Origin of the sequence: Streptomyces sp. NPDC048644, assembly GCF_043199105.1 — a bacterium.
GTDB lineage: Bacteria > Actinomycetota > Actinomycetes > Streptomycetales > Streptomycetaceae > Streptomyces.
Window position 1 is genome coordinate 623,030 of sequence record NZ_JBICVO010000001.1, and the last position, 26,856, is coordinate 649,885.

A 26,856-nucleotide genomic window follows, 5' to 3' on the forward strand; every position below is an offset into this window, starting at 1 on the left:
TGGCCATGCCTCGCTATGAATACCGGTGCCGCCCCTGCGACGTCACCTTCGAGCTGAACCGGCCGATGGCCGAGTCCTCCGCCCCCGCCGTCTGCCCCGATGGGCACGAGGACACCGTGAAGCTGCTCTCCACGGTCGCCGTCGGCGGCTCCGCCAGTGCCCCCGCGCCGTCCGGCGGCGGCGGTGGCGGCTGCTGCGGTGGCGGCTGCTGCGGCTAGCCGCACGGCCCGGCGGGATGCACGAAGAAGACCTCCGGTGTGATGGAGCTGTCCAGGAACACACCACACACGGAGGTCTTCACCTCCCACCGTAGTACCCCGCTGACCTGCCCGGATCCACATCGGCCCGGAACGGGGCCGCGGACCGCCCCGGAAGGCCCCGCGCCGCGCCGTACCCCGTGCCGCGGACGCCGTCGCCCGGGCACCGGATCCGCACCCGCTCAGCCCTGGACGCGCCCCGGGCCTGCGCCGTGGAGCGCGTCGGCGTGGGCGAGGATGCGGCCGACGTCCCAGGCGTGGTGCACACCGTCGTGCGCGTTGTTCCGGCCGACGTCCTCGGCTCGCTGGGGGCCACGCGTGGCGTGCTGGAGCACCACGCGCCGGTCCATCGCGGCCGATACGGACTCCGTCCAGGCGTCGACGGCCCGTTGCAGCGACCACAGGGCCGCCGCGGGCGCGATCTCGTTGTAGCAGCGCGCCCGGCCGACGAGGTCCTGGTCATAGCCCGGCACCTGGGTCGCCCCGGCCAGCCTCGCGCCCGCCAGCCGTTCGGCCCGGGTCCGCAGGTTGTCGGTGACGTGGCTGACGTAACCCGCAGGTGTCCACCCCAGTTCCGGGTGGCGCTCGTGGCCGCTGCGGCCGTCGAGGAGAGCGGAGAATCGGGCGGGGAACTCCCTCACCAGCCCGACCGCGTCATCCGGAGCGAGCGACCGGGCGAAGCCGCACCCCCGGCAAGGATCACCGTAAAGATCTGCACCCATAGCTCCATGGGATGCCAGCCTGACCGCACCCTTCCGCCGCAGCCGGTGCCGGGGTTCCGCACCCGGCATCGGCTGTGCGCAGCGCCGGCCCGGCCCCCCGGCTGCACCGGACGACCGCGCAGGCCGGACGACCGGGCCGGCCGGTGGCCCGTAAGCGTCAGGCGTCCCGGCCCGTCGCCCCGCGCAGGAAGGCGCGCAGGATCTGCTCGCCCGCCGCGGCCCCCCGTGCGGCGAGCGCGGTGACGTGCGGGGCCTGCCAGCCGGTGTCCGCCAACTCGCCGTGTCCCGGACGCCATCCGTGGTCAGCGGCGAGCAGCAGATCGGCGTCCAGCAGCGAGTCCCCCGCCGCGAGGACCTCGGTGGCGCCCGTGCGGCGTACGACCTCCGCGACGGCCGCGCTCTTGGTGAGCGGCTGGGGGACGGCGTAGATCTTGCGGCCCTGGAGGGACACCGTCCAGCCGCGGTCCGCCGCCCAGTCGGTGAGGTCCTTCACCCAGGTGTCGGGCAGCAGCGCCCGCTCGACGACCAGATAGGCGAAGAGGTCTTCCGCGGTCCGCTCCTTGAGCAGCCAGGCCGGGTCGGCCGTGCGGACGAGGTGTTCGCGGACCTCGCCGAGCGGGGCGCACCGCGCGGCGAGGCGGCCGGCGACCGTGCGCTGCCAGTCGGGGTCCGACACGCCGTTGACCAGGAGGTGCCCGCCGTTGGCGCAGATCGCGAACTCCGGTGCGGGGCCCGGCAGATGAATCCGTCCGTACTGCTCACGGGTGCGGGTGGTGGTGGGTACGAAGGTGGTGGATCCGGCCAGTTCGGCGAGGAGTCCGGCCGCCGTCTCCGTCAGGTAGGAGAGTGGCCGCTGCTCGTAGACCTCGACGCAGAGCAGCCGCGGCGCCTGCACGTCCGGCATGGTCAGGCCGAGGGCCGCGGCCGAGTAGATCAGGGTGCGGTCGAGGTCGCTGGCGACGATGGTGCGCATCAGAGGGCCACCGCCTTGCCGTCGGCGCCCGTCGCGCCGCGGGTGAACCGGGGGTGGATCAACCCCACGCAGGTGTAAGGGAGTTCGTCGACTTCGACCACGGGTACGCCGCGCTGTTCCGCCAGGAGGCGCACATGGTCGAGGTCGGGCCCCGCGCCCCGCCGGGCGAGGATCTTCCAGGGCACCCGGCGCAGCAGGACCCGGGTGGTCTCCCCCACGCCGGGCTTGACGAGGTTGACGTCGTGGATGCCGTACTCCTCGCTGATCCGCTCGACCGCGGCCCAGCCCTCCCAGGTGGGGGCACGGTCCTCGGCGGCCAGTTTCGCCACGTCGGCGGCGACGGCTTCGGTGACGTCGCCGAAGCGGGCGGCGACGGCGTCGATGAAGTCCCGCGAGAGGTCGGCGCCGGCCAGTTCGCGGTAGAACTTGGCGCCGTGGAAGTCGTCGGGGCCCACCAGGTCATCGCGCAGGACGGTGCGGGATATCAGCCCGGAGACGGTGGAGTTGAGGCAGGCGGACGGGATGAGGAAGTCGTCCCGGGTGCCGTAGGTCGCCACGCAGCCGCCGGGGTCGGCGAGTACGGCGATCCGCGGGTCGAAGCCGGGGAACTCCTCCAGTGCATCGGCGAGTTCGCTGGTGATGGCGCCCTTGCCCGTCCAGCCGTCGACGAAGACGACGTCCGCCGGGTCGTGGTGGGCGGCCAGCCAGCGCAGCGCCGTGGTGTCGATGCCCCGGCCCCGCACGATCGAGACGGCGTAGTGCGGCAGGTCCAGGCCGTGCGCGTGCTGCGCCCAGCGGCGCATCAGCACGCCGACGGGGGTGCCTGCCCGCGCCAGCGAGACGAGCACCGGGCGTGCGCTGCGCTCGGCGAGCACGGTTTCGGTGACGGCGCCGACGGCTCGGGCGATCCGGCCGGCCGAGGTCTCCAACGCGCTGTGGAACAGCGCCTGGTAGGCGTCCGACGGCTGGTATTCGACGGGCAGCGACTCCGCGTAGTGGGCGCCGCCGCTCTGGATGGCCTCCTCGCGTTCCTCGGTGGGGGCCTCCAGCGTCACCGACGACAGGTCCTGCAGCAGCCAGCCGACCTCGTCGGCGGCGTAGGAGGAGAAGGCGGGGCCGCGCAGCGGCTCGGGGAGGTGCATGGTGCGGGCCTGTCGTTGCGGGGCGTGGGGTGGCTGCTGTGGCGGGACGTACGTGGGGACGACGGCGAACAGCAGCCGGTCGGTGTGCGCGGCGAGGCGGTCCAGCAGCCCGCCGGGTGCGTGCAGTTCGGGCCCTTCGCCGTGCGCGTCGACGACGGCGACGATCGCGTCGAACCGCCGCGCGGGGTCGGCGCCGGGCGCGACGTTGTACGCGTAGCGCTGCCCGGGTCCGTCGGCCGGCCGGTCGTGGGCCGGGAAGGAGAGCCGGGTGCGGATCGCGTAGCCGGGGTCGTCCACGGCGAGCACGGGCGACCGGGTGGTGGTCGAGAAGCGGACCTCGGGGCCGTCGGCGGGCCCTGCGCCGTCGCGGGCCCATGCCTCGGCGGCCTGCTCTGCGGGGAGCGTGCCGATGCCGCCCGCCGGGGAGAGCTGCGCGTCCAGGGCCTGGGCCAGCCGCAGCGGCGCGTACATCAGCTCTTCGTTGCCGAGTACGAGGATGCGGCGCGCGCCGCCCAGGTGGTCACGGAGGCGGGCGGCCATGGCGGGCAGCGCGGCGTCGAGCCGTTCGCGGTGCGCCGGGGTGAAGCCGTGGCGGCCACCGTCGGGCACCCCCGCGGGCCATTCCAGGGCGACGCGTACGGGCTCGGCGGCGCGCCCGCGGTCCGTCGTCGCGGAGGCGTCCGGGTCCGAAGGCCGCCCGCCGTCCGGGACTTCGTGGGCGGCGACGAGTTCCTGTCCGCGCCTGAGCGCGTCGGCCGGCAGGCAGACGGTGCCCGCGGCCAGGGCGATGAGGTCGACGCGGGCGCCCAGGTCGGCGGCGAACTTCTCCAGGTGCCTGCGGTCGCCTTCGGAGCGCATGTCGACGAGGGCGACGACGACGTACCGCTCGCGCGGGAAGCGCGCGTGCAGGGCCTTGATGGTGTTCAGGACGGTCCTGCCGGTGGAGAACTCGTCGTCGACGAGGACCAGCGGCCCGTCCCCGGCGAGCAGGTCGCGCTCCTCGGGGAGCAGCAGGTGCGAGGTGGCGTGGCTGTGCTCCTCCTCGAAGCCGCCCGCCTGCTCGACTCCGGGGACGGGGCGGCGTGTGGAGTGCAGGTACGGGGCGAGCGCCAGCCCGTCGGCGACGGAGTGGCCGAGGCCCGTCGCGGTCTCGGCGTAACCGAGCACGACGGAACGGGCCGCGGCCTCGTCGCCGAGCAGTTCGCGCACTCTGCGGCCGAGTCCGACGCCGACGCCGTGCACCACCGCGGGACGCTGCGGTACGTGCTTGCCGAGCACGTGCGACACGAGCAGATGGGCCCGCTTGGGGTTGCGCCGCAGCGCAAGACCCAGCAGTCCCGGCAGCTGGTCCCCGCCGCTCAGCGAGACTCCGAGCCGCCGAGCGACCCATTCTCCCGTCCACACCACGCGTTCTCTCTCCTCCATCGTGTCGTCGGCCGGTGTCCTCACCGGCTTCCCGCCGCTTCCCCGGCCGGGTCGGTCCTCGGTTCTTCGCGCCCCGGGTAGCGGGGCGTTCCGGCCGCCCTACGTGTGCGGCAGGCTCGCGGCGAGCAGTTCCACGAAGCCGATGCCTTCGCGTGCCACGCCGAACACCTCGGCCCGCAGCAGCGTCCGCTCGGCCCAGGCCCGGTGGGGTTTCACCTCGTTCATCTTGTTCGTGTAGGCGGAGCGCAGGACGCCGCCGTCGCCGCGCTCGGGCCTGAGGATGTCGGCGGCGTCGCTGAACTCCTCGTGGCTGACCACGGAGAGGGCGTGCACGGGCGCGACGTGTGAGGGGTGGATGCAGGTCTTGCCCTGGAGGCCGTTGGCCCGGTCCAGTTCGATCTCCCGCAGCAGGCCGTCCATGTCGTGCTCGATCAGGGCCGTCCGCAGCTCCTCGGCCCGCCCCAGGAACGGGCTTTGGCGCAGCTGCGGCTTGAACATCCGCTCGTGCAGCCGGAAGTACTCCCACACGGGCCCGGTGACCGTGAATCCGGTGCCGTCGGCCCGCCCTAGGACATTCACGACATCGGCTATCACGGAGGCGACGATCTGGACGTCGTAGGCCGTCATGTCGGGTGCGCGGCGCAGCCCGTAGGCCGAGCAGAAGTCCGTGACGCCCAGGCGCAGGGCGAGCACCCGGTCCCGGTGCGCGCCGACGATCCTGGCGACGCCCCTGAGGGTCTCGCCGCGGGTCTCCAGATGCAGCAGCTGCGGGGATTCCAGGACCGGCATCGCGTAGAGCCGCTGCCCGCACTCGGCCTCGGCGGCGGCCAGCGCCGTCAGGAACGCCGTCCCGCGCTCCTCGGTGAACTTGGGGAGCACGAAGCCGGAGAGCCTGCGGACGGCCGGACCCATCCGGCGCGCCAGGTCCGGTATCTGGTCCGGTGTGCGGACGCGGACGAACAGCAGCGGGAGATCGGCGCCTTCGGCGGCTGCCGCGTCGAGCAGGGCGAACTGCCGGACGAGGTTCTCCTCGCCCGCCTCGACGTCCGCGTCGCCGATGGAGTCCTCCAGGCAGAGCACCATCGACACGACGCCGCAGCCGGCCTGCTTGACGACGTCGTCGGCGAGCCGCGGCCGGGTGGCCGGGCTGTAGAGCGTGGCGCCGAGAGCGACCGCGAGCAGGCGGGCAGGCGATCCGGCGGTGAACTCCACCGGCTCCTGGTGGAACAGCGTCTTCCGAATGTCGGGCGCAAGATGCCCAAAATGCCGCATACAACTCCCCGCATACAGGCGCGAACCAGGCATACCTGCCGTGTCCCACCCTCTGGATCCAGCCGATAATCGTACGTGCGCGTGGGTGTCAATAGTTCCCCCGTGCGCGAAAATTTCATGATGTGCACGAAGCGTCGAGGTGTCCTGACGGTGCACACGCGCCCCGCCGCCAGGGCCCCGCGTTGTCCCTCCGACCTCCGGGAAGGCAGGATTGCGACATGACGCACGCGATGCTGAAAGGGTCGAACGTACCCCTCGACACCACGGCGGTACGGGCCGTGCTGCGCTGGACCCCCGGCGCCGGCGTCCCCGATGTCGACGCCTCGGCCCTGCTCGTGGGCCCCGATGGCCGCGTGCGCTCCGACGAGGATTTCGTCTTCTACAACCAGCCGCAGCATCCCGGCGGACACGTCAGGCACCTGCCCAAGAGCCCGCTGGCCGACCAGCTCGCCGACACCGTCGAGGTGGACCTGTCCACGCTCGACCCGTCGGTGGACCGCGTGGTGCTGGCCGCATCGTCGGACGGCGGGCCCTTCGCCGGCGTACGGGATCTGCGCGTCCTGCTGTACGACGCGACGGCGGCCGGCGGCGATCCGCTGCTGACCTTCGACGTGGTGCCCGACACCGGCGAGGAAACGGCCCTGATCTGCGGCGAGCTGTACCGCCGCGGCGACGGCTGGAAGTTCCGCGCGCTGGGCCAGGGGTACGACAGCGGACTGGTGGGCCTGGCCACCGAGTTCGGGATTTCGGTGGACGACGGGGACGCCCCACGGCCCGGCCCCGCACCGCAGCCGGCCGCCGCGCCTCCCGCGGACGGCACTCCCCCGCAGCCGTCCACAGCGGCCCGCCCCGACGGCGCACCGCCGCCCGCCACCGCCTGGCCCGAGCAGGCCGCGGGCCCGCCCGCCGCCGCGGCCGGACAGCCTTCGACCGACCCCGAAGCGGCCACCCAGCACGTGCCCGACCCGCTGCCCGAGCCCTTCTCCGCCGCCCCGCTCCCCCCGGGCCCGCCGCCCACCGGCGGCTACGGCTACCCGCAGCCCACGGGCGGTGGATACGGCTACCCCCAGCCCACCGGCGGCGGCTACGGCTACCCGCAGAACGTTCCGCCGCCGCCCGCCCAGCCGCCGTCCCCGCCCGCGTACGGCTACCCAGGCCCGCCGGTCCCCCAGCAGCCGGGCCCGCCGCCGTACCCGCCGCAGCAGCCCGCTTACGGCTACCCGCAGCAGCCGCAGGCGACGTACGGGTACCCGCAGCAGCCGCCCGCCGCGCCGGACCCGTCCTTCGTCCTGCCGCCCCAGGGCCCGCAGTTCCAGCGCCGCTGAGCCCGGCGGCAGGCGGAGGTCACACCTTCGACTTGTAGCCGCGGCCCCAGTGGAGGCCCCAGCCGTAGAGCCGGTCCAGCTCCGCCTGGAAGCCGTAGACGTACTTGACCTCGCGGCGCACGGTCAGGTCGTCCTTGGTCTTCTCCAGCGTGAAGATGGCGCAGGAACGGGCCTGCGGCGCCCGCTCGTCGAGCCGTATCTGGACCCGCGGCCCGGTGGTCGGGTAGAGCGTCACCACCGCGTGCGTACGGTCGAAGGCGGGGGTGCCGTCGTAGATGTAGACGAAGATCAGCAGCCGCTTGATCTCGTCACGGTGGTCCATGTTGATGTACAGCGTCTCGCCGGAGGGCGAGCCGAACCGGTCGTCGCCGCTCAGCTGCACGTAGGGCGGGGCGTTGAGGTCGCCCAGGAAGTCGCCCAGCGGCTGCACCACGCCCTTGGTGCCGTCCGTCAGCTCGTACATGCAGGCCAGGTCGAGGTCGATCTTGACCACGGCCGGTCCCTGCGCCTGCACCACCTCGGGTTTGAACATCTTGCCCGGGTGCCGCAGCAGGCTGCCCAGGCTCCGCTTGCCGCGGTCCCCCAGATCCGAAGTGCGCATCTGCCAGTGCAGGTTGACCCGCATGTGCCCGCTGTCGGCGCCCTGCTTGGTCAGCGAGACGACCGGATTCCGTTTCGTCAGCTCCACGACGTACGACGCACCGCCGCTGTCGTACTTCGGCGCTCCACCGCGCCACAGGTTCCCCAGGAACGACACCTTGCCCACCCCACTGCTCGGCCCATATGACAACGGGGCGGCCCGAGGTCTGCACCCCATGGCCGCCCCGCTGAGAGCGTTCCTCAATCAGGCCCGCGTCACACGCCGGAGGATACTTCCACCTTCGGTTCGGCACCGCCGCCCGGTTTGCCGTCGCGCCGGTTCTTCCGCACGGACGAGCCGAAGGAGAGGGCGATCAGCGCGATGCCGACGAATCCCGTGACGAGTTCGTGGATCTCGTACCTGATCGTGATGAGCAGGATGACGGCGAGCGCGCCGATCGCGTAGTGCGCGCCGTGCTCCAGGTAGACGTAGTCGTCCAGGGTGCCCTTGCGGACCAGGAAGACGGTCAGGGACCTGATGTACATCGCGCCGATGCCGAGACCCAGCGCCATCTCGAAGATGTCGTTGGTGATGGCGAACGCGCCGATGACGCCGTCGAAGGAGAAGGACGCGTCGATGACCTCCAGGTAGAGGAACATGAAGAACGCGGCCTTGCCGGCCAGGCCCACGGTCGCGCTCGCGCCGGCGCCCTTCTTGGCCGGTGGCTTGGCGCCCTCGGCCCCATCGCCGTCGTCCTCCTCGTCCTCCAGCTTGTCCTCGAAGTAGCCGGAGATGCCGCCGACGACGAGGTACGTGATGAGGCCGGCGACGCCGGAGAGCAGGACCGTGGCGCTCTTGTCACCACCGCCGTGCGCGACGTTCGTGGCGACCGTCATCGAGGCCACCAGGAGGGCGACCAGCGCGATGATCACGGACAGCGTGTCGAGCTTGCCGAGTTTGGCCAGCGGCTTCTCGATCCAGGCCAGCCATTTGTAGTCGCGCTCCTCGAAGATGAAGTCGAGGAAGATCATCAACAGGAAGATCCCGCCGAACGCCGCGATGGCGGGATGCGCCGCGGTGACGAGTTCCTCGTAGTGCGCCTTGTCGTGGATCGCGAGATTGACCGCCTCGATCGGCCCCAGTTTCGCGGTGATCGCGACGATGACGACCGGGAAGACCAGCCGCATGCCGAACACCGCGACAAGGATGCCGATGGTCAGGAAGATCTTCTGCCAGAAGGCGTTCATCTTGCGCAGGATGCCTGCGTTGATGACCGCGTTGTCGAACGAGAGCGAGATCTCCAGGACGGACAGGATCCCGACAATCGCGAGCCCCTGCCACCCCCAGAGGACGCCGGCCAAGGCCAAGCCGAGCACCGTGACGGCGAACGACCAGCCAAAGGTTTTCAGGAGCACTGCCTACCCAATCCCTCGCTGTGTGGGCCCCCCGCGCGCGCAGGGCGGCGGCTTTACGAAACGTTGACCCCGAAGTCTAGAGCGATGCCCCGCAGGCCCGACGCGTACCCCTGGCCCACCGCCCTGAACTTCCATTCGCCGTTGTAGCGGTAAACCTCGCCGAAGATCATCGCCGTTTCGCTGGACGCGTCTTCACTGAGGTCGTAACGGGCGAGCTCGCTGCCGTCCGCCTGATTCACGATGCGGATGAAGGCGTTGCTGACCTGCCCGAAGCTCTGGCCGCGCGCCTCCGCGTCGTGAATCGACACCGGGAACACGATCTTGTCGACCTGCGCGGGCACGCCCGTGAGGTCCACCAGGATCGATTCATCGTCCCCTTCGCCCTCGCCGGTGAGGTTGTCACCGGTGTGCTCGACGGAACCCTCGGGACTCTTGAGGTTGTTGTAGAAGACGAAGTACTCGTCGCCCAGCACCCGGCCCGATGCACACAGCAGCGCACTGGCGTCCAGGTCGAAATCGGCTCCTGTCGTGGAGCGCGCGTCCCAGCCGAGCCCGACCATGATCTGGGCGAGATTCGGAGCGGCCTTGGACAGGGAGACGTTGCCTCCCTTGGCGAGCGTGACGCCCATGATGTTCGCTTCCTCCCCGGTATCGGCGCGGACCGTGCGCGGCCCGCGGCCCCTTCAAGCGCGTCCGGCGCCGCACGTCCCCCGAGGGGGCGTACGGCGCCGGACGCGGAAAACCTGTCTGCTGCACACGGCCGGCACCACCGGCCTGCGCTGCGCGGTCAGACGTTGACGCCGAAGTCCTGCGCGATGCCGCGCAGTCCCGATGCGTAGCCCTGGCCGATGGCCCGGAACTTCCACTCCGCGCCGTTGCGGTACAGCTCGCCGAAGACCATGGCGGTCTCGGTCGAGGCGTCCTCGCTGAGGTCGTAGCGCGCCAGCTCGTTGCCGTCGGCCTGGTTGACCACGCGGATGTACGCGTTGCGCACCTGGCCGAAGCTCTGCTGGCGGTTCTCGGCGTCGTAGATCGACACCGGGAAGACGACCTTGCTGACGTCGGCGGGCACCCCGGCGAGGTTCACCTTGATCGCCTCGTCGTCGCCCTCGCCCTCACCGGTGGTGTTGTCACCGGTGTGCTCGACCGAACCGTCGGGGCTCTTCAGGTTGTTGAAGAACACGAAGTTCTGGTCGTTGGCGACCTTGCCCTGGTCGTTCGCCAGCAGGGCGCTGGCGTCCAGGTCGAAGTCCGTACCGGTGGTGGTACGGGCGTCCCAGCCCAGACCGACGAGAACGGCGGTCAGATTGGGGGCTTCCTTCGTCAGCGAGACGTTGCCGCCCTTGCTGAGGCTGACTCCCACGAGTCCTCCCATAGATTCGAGGGGTACGAAAAATCTTGCGCCCCCATCGTGCATGGCATCGGATCAACGAATCGATCCTAGTGACCGGTTCCCACCGGACGCAGATATCGCCGACGAATGTCGTTGCGGCGGAGATTGCGGCCCGGGGCGCAGCGGAAGAGGGGCGGCTCAGATGGTGTCGAGCGCCTTGAGGTAGTCGTTCAGGTCACGGGCGTCGGGCAGACCGTTGACGACCGTCCAGCGCACGACGCCCTCCTTGTCGATGATGAAGGTGCCGCGCACCGCGCAGCCCTTCTCCTCGTCGAAGACGCCGTACGCACGCGAGGCTTCGCCGTGCGGCCAGAAGTCCGAAAGCAGCGGGTACTCCAGGCCCTCCTGCTCGGCGAAGACGCGCTGCGAGAACGGGGAGTCGTTGGAGACCGCCAGCAGCTGCACGTCGTCGTTGACGAACTTCGGCAGCTCGTCACGGAGCGCACACAGCTCGCCGGTGCACACACCGGTGAAGGCGAAGGGGTAGAAGAGGAGGACGACGGCCTTCTCACCACGGAACTGCGAGAGCGTGACCAGCTCGCCGTGCTGGTTCTTCAGCTCAAAATCCGGAGCCTTCGTACCGACCTCGATCGCCATGGTGCATCCCTTCCGGTCACGCTCAACAGGTACCGGAGCAACCCTACGCGCCGCCCGTCGGCCGTCCCCGGACAGGGCCGAGCCCCCCTCCGGACGGACCGGAGAGGGGCTCGGCTACGGGAATCGAGGAAGAGCGCTTCAGCGCTTGCCGGGCTTCGCCGCCCTCGGCGTGACCAGCCGGCTACCGGACCAGTCCTTGCCCGCGTTGATGCTCCTGGTCTGGGACAGACCCGCGGTCTGCGCGGCATCATTGATGTCGCTCGGCTCGACGTAACCGTCACGGCCGGTCTTGGGGGTCAGCAACCAGACCTGTCCGCCCTCATCGATCAGCCCGATGGCGTCCACCAGCGCGTCCGTGAGGTCACCGTCCTCGTCCCGGAACCACAGCAGAACGACGTCAGCGACATCGTCGTAGTCCTCGTCGACGAGGTCTTGGCCGATCACGGTCTCAATGCCTTCGCGGAGATCCTGATCGACGTCGTCGTCGAATCCGATCTCCTGGACCACCTGTCCGGGCTCGAACCCCAGCTTGGCGGCAGGGTTGGTCCGCTCCTCCGCGTGGTCCGCGGTCGCGCTCACGGATTGCCTCCTGTCATGTTTCGGAAAATGCTCGGAAGGCTCCGCGCGTGCGCGGAGCATTGGGCGTAGTCCACACGGGCGGGACGGATCGCGCAAGTACCCGGCCGTCGAGACCGCCTAAACGGTGACGATTCGAGGCTTCTCGCCGCAACTACGACCCCGCCAGGACAGGACCAAGTGATACGCATCACTCCCTTCTGTCGGGTTTGCGGGGTGGACAGGGACAAGCGGATTCCTTCATGACTTCTGCCCGGCCCTCCGATGCGTATGCGGAATACGCACCGGCGCCCGTCACCCTCTGTCGACATGGGCGTATGGTTGCGGTTTGGCCGACCTGAGAAGTCGGCCTTTGTAGCGCCTGTCTCCGCGGCGGCGGTTACCCATCGGTAGAGATGACGTATCGCGATGCCTCGGTACACGATGGAACACGGCGCGACCCCAGAAGAAACCACAGAGAGACAGCATCCGACCGCGTGCGCAGCAGCTATCGCGTGCAGAGCACGACATGAACCGAACACGAAGGAACAGCGTGGCTTCCGGATCCGATCGAAACCCGATCATCATTGGCGGCCTTCCCAGCCAGGTCCCGGACTTCGATCCCGAAGAGACCCAGGAATGGCTCGACTCGCTCGACGCAGCCGTCGATGAGCGAGGCCGGGAACGAGCTCGCTACCTCATGCTTCGACTGATCGAGCGTGCCCGCGAGAAGCGCGTGGCCGTGCCCGAGATGCGCAGCACGGACTACGTCAACACCATCGCCACCAAGGACGAGCCGTTCTTCCCCGGTAACGAGGAGATCGAGCGCAAGGTCCTGAACGCGACGCGGTGGAACGCGGCCGTCATGGTCTCCCGGGCCCAGCGCCCCGGCATCGGCGTCGGCGGCCACATCGCGACCTTCGCCTCCTCCGCCTCCCTGTACGACGTGGGCTTCAACCACTTCTTCCGGGGCAAGGACGACGGCAAGGGCGGCGACCAGATCTTCTTCCAGGGCCACGCCTCCCCCGGCGTGTACGCCCGCGCGTTCCTGCTGGACCGGCTGTCCGAGTCGCAGCTGGACGCGTTCCGCCAGGAGAAGTCCAAGGCGCCCAACGGTCTGTCGAGCTACCCGCACCCGCGGCTGATGCCGGACTTCTGGGAGTTCCCGACCGTCTCCATGGGTCTCGGCCCGCTGGGCGCGATCTACCAGGCGCGGATGAACCGCTACATGCAGGCGCGCGACATCGCCGACACCTCCGACTCGCACGTCTGGGCGTTCCTGGGCGACGGCGAGATGGACGAGCCGGAGTCGCTCGGCCAGCTGTCCATCGCCGCGCGCGAGGGCCTGGACAACCTCACCTTCGTCGTCAACTGCAACCTCCAGCGCCTGGACGGCCCGGTCCGCGGCAACGGCAAGATCATGCAGGAGCTGGAGTCGCAGTTCCGCGGCGCCGGCTGGAACGTCATCAAGCTGGTCTGGGACCGCAGCTGGGATCCGCTGCTCGCCCAGGACCGCGACGGCATCCTGGTGAACAAGCTCAACACCACGCCGGACGGCCAGTTCCAGACGTACGCCACCGAGACCGGCGCGTACATCCGCGACCACTTCTTCGGTGACGACCAGCGGCTGCGGGCGATGGTCGAGAACATGACCGACGACCAGATCCTGCACCTGGGCCGCGGCGGTCACGACCACAAGAAGATCTACGCGGCGTACGCGGCGGCCAAGGCGCACAAGGGCCAGCCGACGGTGATCCTCGCGCAGACCGTCAAGGGCTGGACGCTCGGCCCGAACTTCGAGGGCCGCAACGCGACCCACCAGATGAAGAAGCTGACGGTCGAGGACCTCAAGGGCTTCCGTGACCGGCTGCACCTCCCGATCGCGGACAAGGACCTGGAGGACGGCCTGCCGCCTTACTACCACCCGGGCCGCGACTCGGAAGAGATCCAGTACATGCACGACCAGCGCAAGGCGCACGGTGGTTACGTTCCCACCCGTGTCGTGCGCGCCAAGCCGCTCCAGCTGCCGGACGACAAGGCGTACGCCGGCGCCAAGAAGGGTTCGGGGCACCAGAAGATCGCCACGACCATGGCGTTCGTCCGCGTCCTGAAGGACCTGATGCGGGACAAGGAGATCGGCAAGCGCTTCGTGCCGATCGCGCCCGACGAGTACCGCACCTTCGGCATGGACGCGTTCTTCCCGTCGGCGAAGATCTACAACCCGCTGGGCCAGATCTACGAGTCGGTCGACCGCGAACTGCTGCTGGCCTACAAGGAGTCGCCGACCGGGCAGATGCTGCACGACGGCATCACGGAGGCGGGCTGCACCGCCTCGCTGATCGCCGCGGGCTCCGCCTACGCGACGCACGGCGAGCCGCTGATCCCGGTCTACGTCTTCTACTCGATGTTCGGTTTCCAGCGCACCGGCGACCAGTTCTGGCAGATGGCCGACCAGTTGGCGCGCGGTTTCGTCCTGGGCGCGACCGCCGGCCGTACGACGCTGACCGGCGAGGGCCTCCAGCACGCCGACGGGCACTCGCAGTTGCTGGCCTCGACCAACCCGGCCTGTGTCGCCTACGACCCGGCCTACGGTTACGAGATCGCGCACATCGTCAAGGACGGTCTGCGGAGGATGTACGGAGAGAACTCCGAGGACATCTTCTACTACCTGACCGTCTACAACGAGCCGATCCAGCACCCGGCCGAGCCGGCCGACGCGGACGTCGAGGGCATCCTCAAGGGCCTGCACCGCATCAAGGCCGGTGAGAAGGGCGAGCACGCGGCCCAGATCCTCGCCTCCGGTGTCGCGGTGCCGTGGGCCGTGGAGGCCCAGCAGATCCTCGCGGACGAGTGGAACGTCAAGGCGGACGTCTGGTCGGCCACCTCCTGGAACGAACTGCGCCGCGACGCGGTGGAGATCGAGCGGCACAACCTGCTGCACCCGGAGGAGGAGCAGCGCGTCCCGTACGTGACGCAGAAGCTCCAGAACGCCCAGGGCCCGAAGGTCGCGGTCTCGGACTGGATGCGCTCCGTCCCGGACCAGATCGCCCGCTGGGTGCCCGGTACGTACCAGTCGCTGGGTGCCGACGGCTTCGGCTTCGCCGACACCCGTGGCGCGGCCCGCCGCTTCTTCCACATCGACGCCCAGTCGATCGTGCTGGGAGTCCTCACCGAGCTGGCCCGTGAGGGCAAGGTCGACCGCTCGCTGCTGAAGCAGGCCATCGACCGCTACCAGCTGCTGGACGTCACGGCTGCCGAGGCCGGGGAGGCCGGCGGCGACGCCTGATCCGCACCGGCACACCGCCGTACGGTGTCCGCCGCGCCCCCGACCAGCGATGCCGCCGGTCGGGGGCGCGGCCGTTGTGCCGGGTGCCGGGTCAGCGCTCCCAGATCTTGAACGCCCTGACCTGGTACGGCGAGCGGGGCACCCAACTGCCGCCGCCCGGGTAGGTGTTGAACTCGCCGGTCTCGGCGCATTCCGCGCTCTGGTAGGTGGTGACCGGCCGGCCGGTGCGGTTGGCGAGCGAGGCCGCCGCGGTGCCCTTGGGGAGCGTGACGCAGCTTTCGATGTCGGTGTCGGACAGCTCGTAGGTCTGCCGCTTGCCGCCGAAGTCCGCCGTGGGCCAGACGCACAGCTGGCCACTGGAGCAGTCGCCCGATGCGGGTGCGGTGCGGCTGCCGGGTGCCGCGTGGGCGGGCGGGGCCGCGAGGACGGCCGGTGCGGTGAGCGCCGTGGCCAGTGCGGCGAGGCCGGTGACGAGCGCGGTGCTGCGGAACGTACGCATAGGAATCTTCCCCCGTGGAGTGCGGTGGCTCTCCGCGGCGGGCCGGTTGCCTGCCGCGGGTTCGAGCCGAGCTTCCCGACCGTGCGGGGCGGCTGCCAAGCCCTCGGCGCACGGACCACCCGGATCGGCGATGGGGACGGAGCGTACGGCTCGGGGCAGGGGTTGGGGGCGCGGTGTTGACGCGGCGGCGGGCGGCGGCGCGCGCTGCGGAAACCGTTCCCCCCTTGGCGGGGCGGCGGGCCGCTGCGGGGTGGCCGGCCGGTCGTGGCCGGGCGGCGGCGGATGGTTCCCGTGGGGGCTCACCCGGATGAGGGATTCGGCCCGGCGCGCTGTGCCCGGCCGCGCCAGGGCATCGGCGGATCCGGGCAACTCGGCTTCGCCGACGCGTGGTTGACGCGTCGGCGGCCTTCCTGCGGCCTCCGGAACGCGACGGCGCGCGGCCCGCCGAGAGGGATTCTCGGCCGGCCGCGCGCCGGGTGGAGCGGTGCGGCAGGGTGCTGTCGCCGCGGGTTCCGCGGCGGTCCGGGCGCCGGCGGTGGCCGCCGGCGCCCGCGGGCCGGTCAGATGTGGCCGACGCCCGCGCCCGCCTCCGCGTTCTTGCCGCGCTTGGTGAACATCGCGACGACGGCCGCGACGATCGCGACTCCGCAGGCGACCGTGAAGGCCAGGCCCATGCCGGAGACGAAGGTGTCGTGCGAGACGGTGACGATCTTCTGCGCCAGCTCCGGCGGGGTGCCCTTCGGCACCGGAGCGATACCGGCGGAGACCGCGTCGGACGCCTGGGCCAGCTGCTCGGGGCGGGCCGGCGGCAGCCCCGCCGCCTTCCAGTTCCCGGGCAGATCGTTCTCCACACGGGAGGCCATCACGGCGCCCAGCACGGCCGTACCGAGGCTGCCGCCGACCTGCATGCCGGCCTGCTGGAGGCCGCCCGCGACACCGGACAGCTCCAGCGGGGCGTTACCGACGATGACCTCGGTGGCGCCGACCATGACCGGGGCGAGACCCAGGCCGAGCAGGGCGAACCACAGGGACATCGGGCCGGTGCTGCTGTTGGTGTCCAGTCCTGACATGCCGTACATCGCGACGGCGGTCAGGACCATGCCGCCGACCAGCGGGATGCGCGGGCCGAGCTTGGTGATCAGGGCGCCGGCCAGCGGCGAGCCGACGATCATCATGCCGGTCAGCGGGAGGAGGTGCAGGCCGCTGTCGACGGGGCTCATGCCGTGCACGTTCTGGAGGTAGAACGTCACGAAGAACAGGCCGCCCATGAAGGCGAAAGCCATCAGGATCATGAGGATGGTGCCGGCGGTCAGCGGCACGGAGCGGAACATCCGCAGCGGGATGAGCGGCTCGCGGACCTTGGTCTCCAGGAACGCGAAGAGCGCGAAGAGGACCACGGAACCGATCAGGAAGCCCCAGGTCTTCATGTCGCCCCAGCCCCACTCGGACGCCTTGATCAGCGGCCAGATGAGGCAGAACATCGCGCCGGAGAGCAGCACGATGCCGGGTATGTCGAAGGAGCGGGGGGCGTTCTCCGCGCGGTGGTCCTTGAGGATCACCAGGCCGAGGACGAGCGCCAGGACGCCCACGGGGACGTTGATGAAGAAGACCGACTGCCAGCTGACGTGCTCGACGAGCAGGCCGCCGACGATCGGGCCGCCCGCGGTGGAGGCGCCGATGACCATGCCCCAGATACCGATCGCCATGTTGAGCTTCTCGGCGGGGAAGGTCGCGCGCAGCAGACCCAGCGCCGCGGGCATCAACAGCGCGCCGAACAGGCCCTGGAGCACGCGGAAGACGATGACGAAGGTGACCTCGTTGGAGAAGCCGATGGCCCCCGATGCGGCGGCGAAGCCGAGGATGCCTATCAGGAAGGTCTGGCGGTGGCCGAAGCGGTCACCGAGCTTGCCCGCGGTGATCAGCGAGACGGCCAGCGCGAGCATGTAGCCGTTGGTTATCCACTGGACGTCAGCGAGCGAGGCGCCCAGGTCCTGCTTGATGGCCGGGTTGGCGATGGCGACGATGGTGCCGTCGAGGGCGACCATCATGACGCCGATGGCGACGGAGAAGAGAGTCAGCCACGGATGGCCGCGCAGCCCCTTGCGGGGCTCCGGTACGGGATGTTCCGGTGCGACGTCGGCAACCGGGGTCTGGGAGCTCATGCAAGGAGAATAATGTCAGCCACTGACAGTTGACAAAGCGATCCATCCGTCGGTAACTGTCATTTCCCTCACAGGTATCCTGAGCAGCGAGAACACCAGGAAAGGCGGCGCAGGATGGCCCCGTCGACGGCGCGGAAGCCAGTCAGCTGCGGTCTGCGCGCACGGAAGAAACAGCGCACCCGCGACGCGCTCATCCGCGCGGCGCTCGAACTGTGCACGGCGCAGGGATACGACGCGACGACCGTCGACGAGATCGCCGCGGCCGTGGACGTCTCCCAGCGCACCTTCTTCCGCTACTTCACCAACAAGGAAGAGGTCGTCTTCGCCGTCCAGGAGATGGTGGAGGCCCGCTTCGTCGACGAACTGCGGCGACGCCCGGCGACCGAGGCGCCGCTGGCCGCGCTGCGCAGCGCGGTGATGGTGGCCTGGGACGAGATCGGCGCCGCGATCGAGTCGGTGGTTCCGGTGGAGCTGCACATGCGCTCCTACCAGATGATCGAGTCGACACCCGCGCTGGTCGCCGCCCACCTGCGGCGCTCCTCCGACCTGGAGGAGGAGATCGCGCAGCTGATCGCCCGGCGCGAGGGGCTCGACGCCGGGCTGGATCCGCGCCCGCGGGTGCTGGTCGCGGTGTTCAGCGGCGTGCTGCGGGCGGCGGGCAAGGTGTGGGGCGAGGGCCAGGACTGCAGCGTTGATTCCCTCCGGACGCTGACCGAGTCCCACCTCGATCACATCAGGCCGGCCATAGACGACGACTGGCGCGCCGGACGGTGAAGCGGCCCGGCCCGGGAAGCGGCCACCGGGCCGGCGGTCCGGCCACGTCCGCCGCCACATATGGCGCCCGACGCGCCGGGCCCGACGCACGCCCGACACGCGGCCGGGCCCCCCGCCGTACGGGCGGCCCCGTGCCGACGCGCCGTCACTGATCCCCGTCGGCACGTCACGACCGCGCCGCCCGATGAGGGTGGCTCCGCGCAGCCGAGCACGGGAATTCCCCACCCCGTGTCCGATTTGGTCGAAATTCCTGGCGCGAAACGTGACATGACTCACGCCCGGGGCGTGCATGGTGCCGCGTCTCCTAGGGTGGCCCGCGGTGAATTCTTTCTCTGGGCTCGGCCCCTCCTTCGGTTTTCTGCAGTCCACCGCCTGGCGTGCGGCACTCGCCCTGGTGGTGGTGTTCGTGATGCTGGCCATCACCGGGTGGACCGCCATCAGAAGCAACCACCAGGAGGACCCCAACCCCCTCGGCACCGCCAAGGCTCGCTGGCAGCACGCCGCCTTCCGCGGGCACCCGCTGCCTGACCCCGACGGCACCCCGGCCACCTTGCGGGCGTTCTTCGCGTCGCTCGACGGCATCGAGCGCCAGCAGCTCGCCGACCGGTATCCGCTGGTCGTCGGCAATATGGACGGCGCACCCGTGCAGCTGCGCTACCGCGCCAACAGGACGGCCCTGGACCAGGCCCGCGCCGTGGAACAGGAACGCGCGTCCGACCACCGCCTCACGCCCGTCGGCCGGCAGACGGCCGACCGTCTCAAGGGCCGCTTCGAGTCGATGATGGCCAAGGGCCGCCAGATCCTTGCCTTCGACCCGGCGGGCGGCGGGCGGGCCGCCGAGGTCTTCGGTGACCTCACCACGGCCCGCCGGGTCTCGGTCGTCGTCCCCGGTGTGGACACCAACCTGACGAACTTCGAACGCACCGCGCGGCCGACCATCGCCCCGGTGGGCATGGCCAAGTCGCTCTACGCGGCCGAGCGGGACGCCAGGCCCGGCGCCCGTACCGCCGTGATCGCCTGGGCCGACTACACCGCGCCCGCCGGTCTCGGTGTGGAGGCCGCCACCGGCCAGCTCGCGGCGGCCGGCGCCGTCCGGCTCCAGTCGCTGACCCGGTCGCTGCCGGACGCCGACTCCGTCTCGCTGTTCTGCCACAGCTACGGATCCGTGGTGTGCGGCCTCGCCGCGCACGACCTGCCGTCCAACGTCGGGGACATCGCGGTGGCCGGCAGCCCCGGGATGCGGACCGAGAGCAGGGCGGGCCTGAAAACCCGCGCCCGGGTCTGGGCGATGCGGGATGCCGACGACTGGATCCAGGACGTGCCGTACATGGAGGTCGGCGGGCTCGGCCACGGCGCCGATCCGGTCGACCCGTCGTTCGGCAGCCGGGTCCTGTCGGCCGACGGCGCCGTCGGCCACGCGGGCTACTTCACCCCCGGGACGGAGAGCCTGCACAACTTCGCGCTGGTCGGCGTCGGCGCGCTCGGCGACGTGGCCTGCGCGTCCGACGACAGCGACTGCAGCGCCGGCCTCGCCTGAGCCGGGTACCGGGCGGGCGGTGCGGCCCGGTGTCCCGCGCACCCCGCGCCACGGAGCGCGACGCGGTGGCCGGGAAGGCGCCGAACGCACACGGCACACGGTGCACGGAAGGGGGACGGGCGGGCAACCGCCGCTTACGATGAGCCGCATGGGTGATGTGCTGGCCGGTTTTCACGCCGTCTGGGAGTTCGAAACGGACTCCGTGCTCATCCGCTTCGAACGGGGGATCCGCAGGCCGAAGCTCTTCCAGGCGCTCGGCGAGCGACGCATTCCGTACGAGGCGCTGAGATCTGTCGAGCTGTCCGAGGGCAGACGCGGCACCGTGGTCCTGCATGCCGTGCCGCGGCCCGGCGCCGATCCGCTGATGGAGGCGGCGGACGGGCAGCTCAAGGAGGACTCCGATCCGTACCGCCTGGTGCTGCCCGCCGAACGCGAGGCGTCGGCCGGGCAGTTCGCCGACGCGCTGCGCGCCGCGCTGGTCCCGGAGGCGGCGGAGCCTGCCGACCGCCATCTGGTGGCGGCGCCCGACCCGCCGCTGGCCTTCAAGGCGTACGACGGCAAGGCGTCCTTCGACGGCGACACGGTCGCGTTCCGCTGGTTCTGGACGGGTGCCTCGTCCGCGAAGTGGAAACGCGGCGACCAGACCTTCGCCGTCGGCGAGCTGGCCGGGGTGGAATGGCGCTCGCCCGAAGTGGTCACCGGACATCTGCGGCTGCTGGAGCGCGGGGCGCACGAGGCGCTTCCCGGCGCGGCGGACCAGGATCCGGCGGCCGTGGTCTTCGGGCTCGGCTACGGCCCGGTCCACGAGTCGCTGCCGTTCGCCGCCGCGGTGCTCCAGGCGGTGCGCGCCGCGGCTTTCGGTGCTGACACCCCCGTCCGCGAACCGGCGGGCAGGGCCGGCGAGACCCGGCGGGATCCGGCCGATATCGCCGACCGGATACGGCAGCTCGGCGAGCTGCACACCGCGGGTCTGGTGACCGACGGCGAGTTCAGCGCGAAGAAGGCCGAGCTGCTGGCCGAGCTGTAGGCGGGGCCTGCGTCCCGCCCGGCAGGCCCGGGGTCATACCGTGGTACGGGGTGCTGCTCCAGACCCCGGTATGACGCCCCGGTGGTATCGGTCCGCTTAGATTTATCGGGCGATGACGAACGATCCTCAGACACCGGAGCCCGGCCGCGGCACGCCCCGCGGGTCCGCGCGGAGGCGGGCGGAGCGCGCCGCACACCAGGCGCTGCGCGTGCTCGCCGACAACCTCGGCACCCCGGCGGGCCCCGGCACGCCGCTGTTCGCCGACGTCCGCAGCGCCTGGCTGCGCCGGCTGCCGTACGTCGTCGCCTTCGCCTTCGCGGTCTCGCTGCTGCCGACGACCCAGCGCCTGCTCAGCGAGGGCTACGGCTTGGACGGCGGCCTGGCCGGCGGGCTGGCGACCGCGCAGACCGTCCCGCTGCTGCTGTCGGTGACCCGGCCGCTCCAGGCGTGGTGGGTGATCTTCGCCGCCGACGCCGTGTGCGCGGCGGCGCTGGCCGCGCTGCCCACGGCCGAAGACGGCTCCTGGCCGTGGCCCCCCACGGTGATCATCGGCTATCTCGCGCTGATGCTGGCGCTGTCGCTGCGTGAGCGCCGCCGCACGCTGCTCGCCGTCTGGCTGACGACCGGCGCGCTCAGCATCGCCTTCGAGGTGGTCGCCCCCGTGCACAGCGACGGCAGCTGGGTGCTGATGTTCGTACTGAGCGGCGTGGTGCTGCTGTTCGGCGCCACGCTGCGGGAACGCGGCGACACCCGGCGGAAGTTGATCGAGCAGGAGACCATCAGCGAGGCGGAGCGCGCCCGCCGCACGCTGCTGGAGGAACGCGCCCGCATCGCCCGGGAGCTGCACGACGTCGTCGCCCACCACATGTCGGTGATCACGGTCCAGGCCGACAGCGCCCCGTACCGCATCGCGGGGATACCCGAGGCCGCGCAGGAGGAGTTCGCCACCATCGCGGCGACCGCGCGCGAGTCGCTGACCGAGATGCGCAGGCTGCTGGGTGTGCTGCGCAGCGCCGAGACGGAGCGGGACGGCGGTCCCGAGAAGTCCCCGCAGCCGGGCCTCGACGAGCTGCCCAAGCTGGTCGACGGCACCGTACGGGCCGGTGTACCGGTTGAGTTGACGCTGCCGGACGAGCCCCTCGGGCTGGAGCCCGCGGTGGATCTGTCGGCGTACCGGATCGTGCAGGAGGCGCTGGCGAACGTCGTGCGGCACGCTCCGGGCGCGCGGACCCGGGTGATGGTGATGCCCGAGTTCGGCGACGCTTCGCTGACCGTTTACGTCGCCAACAGTCAGCCGCCCTCGCCGTCCGAGCCGCTGGAGACCTCCGGCACCGGGCACGGCCTGGTCGGCATGCGGGAGCGGGTGCGCCTGCTGGGCGGCTCGCTGAGAACCGGGCCGCTGCCAGGCGGCGGATTCCATGTGGCCGCCCAACTCCCGCTCACTCCCCCTCAGTTGACCGTGAAGGACACCGACTCCACATGACCACACGAGTGATCATCGTCGACGATCAGGCCATGGTGCGGGCCGGTTTCGCCGCGCTGCTCTCCGCGCAGAGCGACATCGACGTGGTGGGGGATGCCCCGGACGGCGTGCAGGGTGTCGAGCTGAGCCGCCGGACGCATCCGGACGTGGTGCTGATGGACGTCCGGATGCCGGAGATGGACGGCCTGGAGGCGGCCAGACAGCTGCTGGGTCCGCCGCCGGGTGTCAGCCACCGCCCGAAGGTGCTGATGCTGACCACGTTCGACGTCGACGACTACGTCTACGAGGCGCTGCGGGCGGGGGCTTCGGGCTTCCTGCTCAAGGACGCGCCGCCGGCCGACCTGATCTCGGCGGTCCGGGTCGTCGCGGGCGGCGAGGCGCTGCTCGCGCCGTCGGTGACCCGCCGCCTGATCGCCGACTTCGCCAGGCAGCGGCCCGCTCCCCGCAAGGAGAGCACCGCGCTGCGGCTCAACGGCCTCACCCCGCGCGAGACGGAGGTGCTGGAGCTGATCGCCCGCGGCCTGTCGAACCAGGAGATCGCCGAGGCGCTGGTGCTCGCCGAGCAGACCGTGAAGACCCATATCGGGCGCGTCCTGGCCAAGTTGGCGCTGCGGGACCGGGCCCAGGCGGTCATCTTCGCGTACGAGTCGGGGCTGGTGTCGCCCGGCGATCACTGAACGAGGGGATCCGGGCGGGCGGCCCGTACGGACCGCCCGCCCGGCGCCGGATCCCGCCTCAGCCGTGGACGGTGACCGGGCGGTCCGCCCGCAGTTCGGCGAAGAGACGACGCGACAGTTCACGGTCCCAGACGACGGCGCTGCCCTTCGATGTGCCCAGGCCGACGGTGGAGACCGGCACGTTGAGCTGTTTGCCGCCGCCGGACGACACCTGGCGCAGCGCCTTGAAGAGGCGGGTCAGCTCGGGCAGCCCGGTGGACGCGTCGACGATCAGGGTGTCGAGGCCCGCGCCTGCCGTGCCGAACACGGCGGACGGGCTGAGCCAGACGTCCGGGGATGCCGCCTTGGCCGCCAGGGCGGACAGGAACTTCTGCTGGTTGCGGGAGCGGCCGAGGTCGCCCTCCTTCTCCTGGTGGCGCTGGCGCACAAAGGCCAGCGCCTCCCGCCCGTCGAGGACATGGCAGCCCCGGGTGAGGTCGAGGCCGGACTTCTCGTCGGCGATGTGCCGGTCCACGCACATGCGCACCCCACCGACCGCGTCCACGATGCCGACGAATCCGGCGAAGCCGATCTCGGTGTAGTGGTCGATGTGCAGGCCCGTATTCGACTCGACGGTGCGGACCAGGAGTCCGGGGCCGCCGAGGGAGAACGCCGCGTTGAGCTTGTTCCTGGCGGCCTTGTGGTGGATGCCGGTCTTCGGGTCGACGTAGGCGGGGACGGTGATCCAGGAGTCGCGCGGGAGGCTGGTCATGGTGGTGCCGTGGGCGCCGGTGTGCAGCACCATCATCGAGTCGGTGCGGCGGCCTTCCGCGCCGATCCCGGAGCCGGTGTGCAGCTTCTGCGCCTGCTCCTCGCTGAGGCCCGCGCGGCTGTCGGAGCCCACGATCAGGTAGTTGGTGCCCTGGCCCGGGGCGGCCCTGCCCGGCAGCGCGGACAGGTCGACCGCGTCGTCGAGCCGGGAGTCCGCCCAGGCGTAGGCGCCGGCCCCGCCGAGCACAACCAGGGAGAGCAGGAAGCCGGTGGCCCGCAGGGCACGCCTGCCCCGTGAGCGCCGCCGCCGCGACCTGCGCCGGACGCGCCGGGGTGCGCCGCCGCCGGGTGACGCGCCGGGCAGCGGGCCGTACCCGTCTTCGTCATCCGGGGTGCGGACCGCCGCGGGCCGTGGGGCGTACCCGTCTTCGTCGCCCGGGGTGCGGACCGCCGCGGGCGGCGGGGCGTACGCGGTCTCGCTCCGCAGCAGGCCGGGCGTGGGGGGCTCCGGGGTGTACGCGTCGTACGGGACGTAGGGGGTGTGGGGGTTATGGGGGTTGTGGGGGTCGTATGAGTTGTACGGGTCGTATCCCTGCCCCGGCGGGCCGGGCGCCGCGTACGGCGGGAGGTGGTCGCCGATGGGGTCGTGACCAGGGAATCCGGAGGTGGGGGGCTCCGGGGATGTGGGGGGTAGAGGGGATGTGGGGGGTGTGGGGGGTAGAGGGGATGTGGGGGGTGTGGGGGGATACAGGGTCGTCACCTCGTAACGGTCAGGCTGCGGCGGTCGTGGGGTCCGCCGATGTGCTGGGCCGCCGCGGCGGCCGTACCGGAGCGGTGCATGCGCTGCCACTTCAGGCGGCTGCCGGTCACGAAGGCGACCACCGACTGAAGGACGACGAGGTACATCAGCTGCCGGTAGACCAGGAGCTGGAAGGGGAGCGACCACAGCGGTCGCCGGCGCTCCCCGTCGAGCCGCAGCGCGTACGCCGCCACGACGAGCTGCACGGTCAGGAAACCGAGCCACGTCGCCACGGACTTCACCGGGTTGTCGGTGAACAGCGCGCTGTAGAGCATGAAGACGTCGATGATCGGGGCGAGCAGCGGCAGCAGCACCTGGAAGAGGAGCAGGTACGTCAGACCGCGCCGCCCGAAGCGCCCGGCGTGCCCGACCTCACGGACGGCCGCGCGGTGTTTCCACATCGCCTGGAGGGTGCCGTAGCACCAGCGGTAGCGCTGGCGCCACAACTGCCTCAGGGAAGTGGGAACTTCGGTCCACGCGATGGCGTTCTCCTCGTAGACCACCCGCCAGCCGGCCCGCCACAGCGCCATGGTCAGGTCGGTGTCCTCGGCGAGGGTGTCCTCGCTCAGGCCGCCCACGCCCATCAGCGCGTCGAGCCGGAAGGCACCGATGGCACCGGGCACGGTCGGCATGCACTCCAGAACCTCGAACATCCGGCGGTCCAGGTTGAACCCGAAGACGTACTCCAGGTGCTGCCAGCGCCCGAGGAGCCGGGTGCGGTTGCCGACCTTCGTGTTGCCGCTGACCGCGCCGACCGCCGGGTGGGCGAGCGGCTGGATGAGGCGCGCGATCGCGTCCGGTTCGAAGACGGTGTCCGCGTCGACCATCACCACGTACGGGCAGCGGGCGTACGCCAGACCGTGGTTGAGGGCGGCGGCCTTGCCCGCGTTGGGCTGGCACACCACCTGCACCCGCGGGTCCTGCTCCGCGTATCCGTTGGCGATCTCCACCGTGCGGTCCGACGAGCCGTCGTCGATCACGATGATCTGGAGCCGCTCGTGCGTGGAGGCGAGCAGCGAGCGCAGCGTGGTCCCGATGCCGGCCTCTTCGTTGTACGCGGGCACGAGGACGGTCACCGGGTCGCGGATCTCGCGCAGCCATGGCGCACCGGGCCGTTGCCGTTCCAGGCGTCTGACGTGCGCACGGGCGAACAGGACCAGGACGAGCAGGCGGATCAGGCCGAGCGCGGCGGCGAGGGTCAGCACCCAGGTGAGGGCGGAGACGAAGCCGCGGCCAAGCCACTGGAACCAGATCAGCGCGGTGCCCGCCCATCGGTCGGGCGCGGCGACGTCGGTCATGGCGGACGCGTCGGCACCGATGCCCTCCGAGATCGTGGTGAACCGGCGGGCGCCCCGGTCGGCGAGCAGCCCCGCCGTCTCGCGGTAGGCGAGTGAGGTCTGGCTGAACTGCCGGACCAGGCCGTCGGACGGATCCCGTCCGGAGCGGTCCGCGGCGACCACGAGGTAGCCGTGGGCCGATGCGCGTTGCACGGCGGGCCACTCCGCGCCGCACAGGGTGGCGACGGTGGTGGTCATCGGCATCCGCAGCAGCTTGGTCCGGAAACCGTCGGCGCCCGCGAACGCACCCTGGGTGAGCCGGAGTTCCAGGGCGCGGCGCACGCCGGAGGCGTTGCCGAGGTCGGCTCCGGTGTAGGAGTGGGAGCCGATCTCGTGCCCCTCGTCCCGGATCTGCCGGACGAGATCCGGGTACTGGGCGGCGTCGGCGCCGCTGAGGAAGAACGTGGCGTGCGCGTGGTGCTTCTTGAGCAGGGTGAGCAGCCGTGGGGTCCAGTACGGGTCGGGGCCGCCGTCATAGGTGAGCGCGACGGTGCCGGCGGGCATCGCGGCCGAGCGCACCCGGTCGCCGTCCACCGACAGAACGGGTCCGGCGTCGGCGGCGGCCCGGGGCACCGGCTGGTCGCAGGACCGTTTGGTCTTGGAGCCGTCGACCTCGTTCTCGGTCCAGCCCTGGAAGAGCAGGGCGCCGAAGAGAACGGGCAGGGTCAGCGCGAGGAACAGCCAGTGCGCCCTCGGAGCCCGCGCCTGTTTGTGCCGAGCCGCCATCAGGAGCGGACTGCACTGGTGTCCGGTCTGTGGTCACCGTCCGGTCTGTTCCAGTCTGGTCGCGGCGACCGTATTCGCCACCCGTTCTCCACTTTCCATTCACACATGGCAGGGGAGTGTATCCGGGACCTACCGGTGAGTTG

22 protein-coding genes are annotated in these 26,856 nt (G+C 71.1%); 8 read left to right on the forward strand and 14 right to left on the reverse strand.

Annotated features, from left to right (window positions below; genetic code table 11):
- The first annotated feature begins 5 nt into the window (after positions 1-5).
- Positions 6-218 (forward strand): zinc ribbon domain-containing protein, encoded by a 213-nt coding sequence (locus ACGFNI_RS02815; RefSeq protein WP_393679937.1) that lies wholly within the window; start codon positions 6-8, stop codon positions 216-218.
- A 221-nt stretch (positions 219-439) separates the two neighbouring features.
- Here ACGFNI_RS02815 and ACGFNI_RS02820 read toward each other — a convergent pair whose 3' ends face one another.
- The 4 genes from ACGFNI_RS02820 to ACGFNI_RS02835 form a co-directional block, all read right to left on the reverse strand.
- Complete coding sequence (locus tag ACGFNI_RS02820; protein WP_393679939.1) at positions 440-898, reverse strand: hypothetical protein; 459 nt, start codon at positions 896-898, stop codon at positions 440-442.
- A gap of 238 nt (positions 899-1,136) precedes the next feature.
- Complete coding sequence (locus ACGFNI_RS02825) at positions 1,137-1,952, reverse strand: HAD family hydrolase (protein ID WP_393679940.1); 816 nt, start codon at positions 1,950-1,952, stop codon at positions 1,137-1,139.
- A complete protein-coding gene (locus ACGFNI_RS02830) occupies positions 1,952-4,519 on the reverse strand; it encodes a phosphoribosyltransferase (protein ID WP_393680341.1) in 2,568 nt (855 codons plus the stop codon). The genes ACGFNI_RS02825 and ACGFNI_RS02830 overlap by 1 nt, the downstream gene beginning before the upstream one ends.
- A 99-nt stretch (positions 4,520-4,618) precedes the next feature.
- The gene (locus ACGFNI_RS02835; RefSeq protein ID WP_393679942.1) at positions 4,619-5,791 is read right to left on the reverse strand and encodes an HpcH/HpaI aldolase/citrate lyase family protein; all 1,173 of its coding nucleotides are present in this window, start codon (positions 5,789-5,791) and stop codon (positions 4,619-4,621) included.
- 218 nt (positions 5,792-6,009) lie between these two features.
- Between ACGFNI_RS02835 and ACGFNI_RS02840 the strand changes: the two genes are divergently transcribed.
- Entirely contained in the window at positions 6,010-7,116 is a 1,107-nt protein-coding gene (locus tag ACGFNI_RS02840; RefSeq protein ID WP_393679944.1) for a TerD family protein, read from the forward strand.
- Between the two features lie 19 nt (positions 7,117-7,135).
- Here the strand turns inward: ACGFNI_RS02840 and ACGFNI_RS02845 are convergent, their stop codons facing one another.
- The 6 genes from ACGFNI_RS02845 to ACGFNI_RS02870 all read right to left on the reverse strand — a co-directional run bounded on the left by ACGFNI_RS02845 (position 7,136) and on the right by ACGFNI_RS02870 (position 11,680).
- A complete protein-coding gene (locus ACGFNI_RS02845; protein WP_393679945.1) occupies positions 7,136-7,873 on the reverse strand; it encodes a Tellurium resistance in 738 nt (245 codons plus the stop codon).
- Between the two features lie 98 nt (positions 7,874-7,971).
- Positions 7,972-9,111 (reverse strand): DUF475 domain-containing protein, encoded by a 1,140-nt coding sequence (locus ACGFNI_RS02850; RefSeq protein WP_393679946.1) that lies wholly within the window; start codon positions 9,109-9,111, stop codon positions 7,972-7,974.
- 53 nt (positions 9,112-9,164) lie between these two features.
- Positions 9,165-9,740: a TerD family protein gene (locus tag ACGFNI_RS02855; protein ID WP_393679948.1), complete on the reverse strand. Its 576-nt coding sequence runs from the start codon at positions 9,738-9,740 to the stop codon at positions 9,165-9,167.
- A 158-nt stretch (positions 9,741-9,898) separates the two neighbouring features.
- The gene (locus ACGFNI_RS02860; RefSeq protein ID WP_393679949.1) at positions 9,899-10,474 is read right to left on the reverse strand and encodes a TerD family protein; all 576 of its coding nucleotides are present in this window, start codon (positions 10,472-10,474) and stop codon (positions 9,899-9,901) included.
- 168 nt (positions 10,475-10,642) lie between these two features.
- Complete coding sequence (locus ACGFNI_RS02865; RefSeq protein ID WP_393679951.1) at positions 10,643-11,101, reverse strand: peroxiredoxin; 459 nt, start codon at positions 11,099-11,101, stop codon at positions 10,643-10,645.
- 138 nt (positions 11,102-11,239) lie between these two features.
- On the reverse strand, positions 11,240-11,680 hold the full coding sequence (locus ACGFNI_RS02870; protein ID WP_393679953.1) for a DUF3052 domain-containing protein: 441 nt from the start codon (positions 11,678-11,680) through the stop codon (positions 11,240-11,242).
- Positions 11,681-12,209: 529 nt separating this feature from the next.
- Between ACGFNI_RS02870 and aceE the strand changes: the two genes are divergently transcribed.
- Positions 12,210-14,942, forward strand: a complete 2,733-nt coding sequence (gene aceE / locus ACGFNI_RS02875; protein WP_393679954.1) for a pyruvate dehydrogenase (acetyl-transferring), homodimeric type — start codon at positions 12,210-12,212, stop codon at positions 14,940-14,942.
- A gap of 91 nt (positions 14,943-15,033) precedes the next feature.
- Here aceE and ACGFNI_RS02880 read toward each other — a convergent pair whose 3' ends face one another.
- Both ACGFNI_RS02880 and ACGFNI_RS02885 read right to left on the reverse strand, forming a co-directional pair.
- Positions 15,034-15,441 (reverse strand): peptidase inhibitor family I36 protein, encoded by a 408-nt coding sequence (locus ACGFNI_RS02880; protein ID WP_393679956.1) that lies wholly within the window; start codon positions 15,439-15,441, stop codon positions 15,034-15,036.
- A gap of 560 nt (positions 15,442-16,001) precedes the next feature.
- A complete protein-coding gene (locus tag ACGFNI_RS02885) occupies positions 16,002-17,603 on the reverse strand; it encodes an MFS transporter (RefSeq protein ID WP_393679958.1) in 1,602 nt (533 codons plus the stop codon).
- A gap of 114 nt (positions 17,604-17,717) precedes the next feature.
- On the opposite strand from ACGFNI_RS02885, the gene ACGFNI_RS02890 reads away from it, so the two are divergent.
- From ACGFNI_RS02890 to ACGFNI_RS02910, 5 genes are all read left to right on the forward strand, one after another.
- Positions 17,718-18,377 carry a TetR family transcriptional regulator gene (locus ACGFNI_RS02890; protein WP_393679960.1) on the forward strand — a complete coding sequence of 220 codons (660 nt, stop codon included), beginning with the start codon at positions 17,718-17,720 and terminating at the stop codon, positions 18,375-18,377.
- A 319-nt stretch (positions 18,378-18,696) separates the two neighbouring features.
- Positions 18,697-19,914: an alpha/beta hydrolase gene (locus tag ACGFNI_RS02895; protein WP_393679961.1), complete on the forward strand. Its 1,218-nt coding sequence runs from the start codon at positions 18,697-18,699 to the stop codon at positions 19,912-19,914.
- A gap of 148 nt (positions 19,915-20,062) precedes the next feature.
- Positions 20,063-20,941 carry a DUF4429 domain-containing protein gene (locus ACGFNI_RS02900; RefSeq protein WP_393679963.1) on the forward strand — a complete coding sequence of 293 codons (879 nt, stop codon included), beginning with the start codon at positions 20,063-20,065 and terminating at the stop codon, positions 20,939-20,941.
- 112 nt (positions 20,942-21,053) lie between these two features.
- Positions 21,054-22,424, forward strand: a complete 1,371-nt coding sequence (locus tag ACGFNI_RS02905) for a sensor histidine kinase (protein ID WP_393679964.1) — start codon at positions 21,054-21,056, stop codon at positions 22,422-22,424.
- Complete coding sequence (locus tag ACGFNI_RS02910) at positions 22,421-23,101, forward strand: response regulator (protein WP_393679965.1); 681 nt, start codon at positions 22,421-22,423, stop codon at positions 23,099-23,101. The genes ACGFNI_RS02905 and ACGFNI_RS02910 overlap by 4 nt, the downstream gene beginning before the upstream one ends.
- A 58-nt stretch (positions 23,102-23,159) precedes the next feature.
- Here the strand turns inward: ACGFNI_RS02910 and ACGFNI_RS02915 are convergent, their stop codons facing one another.
- Together ACGFNI_RS02915 and ACGFNI_RS02920 are read right to left on the reverse strand one after the other, a co-directional pair.
- Positions 23,160-24,611, reverse strand: coding sequence for an LCP family protein (locus ACGFNI_RS02915; RefSeq protein WP_393679967.1), 1,452 nt, complete (start codon positions 24,609-24,611; stop codon positions 23,160-23,162).
- Entirely contained in the window at positions 24,608-26,713 is a 2,106-nt protein-coding gene (locus ACGFNI_RS02920; protein ID WP_393679968.1) for a bifunctional polysaccharide deacetylase/glycosyltransferase family 2 protein, read from the reverse strand. The genes ACGFNI_RS02915 and ACGFNI_RS02920 overlap by 4 nt, the downstream gene beginning before the upstream one ends.
- Positions 26,714-26,856 lie beyond the last annotated feature (143 nt).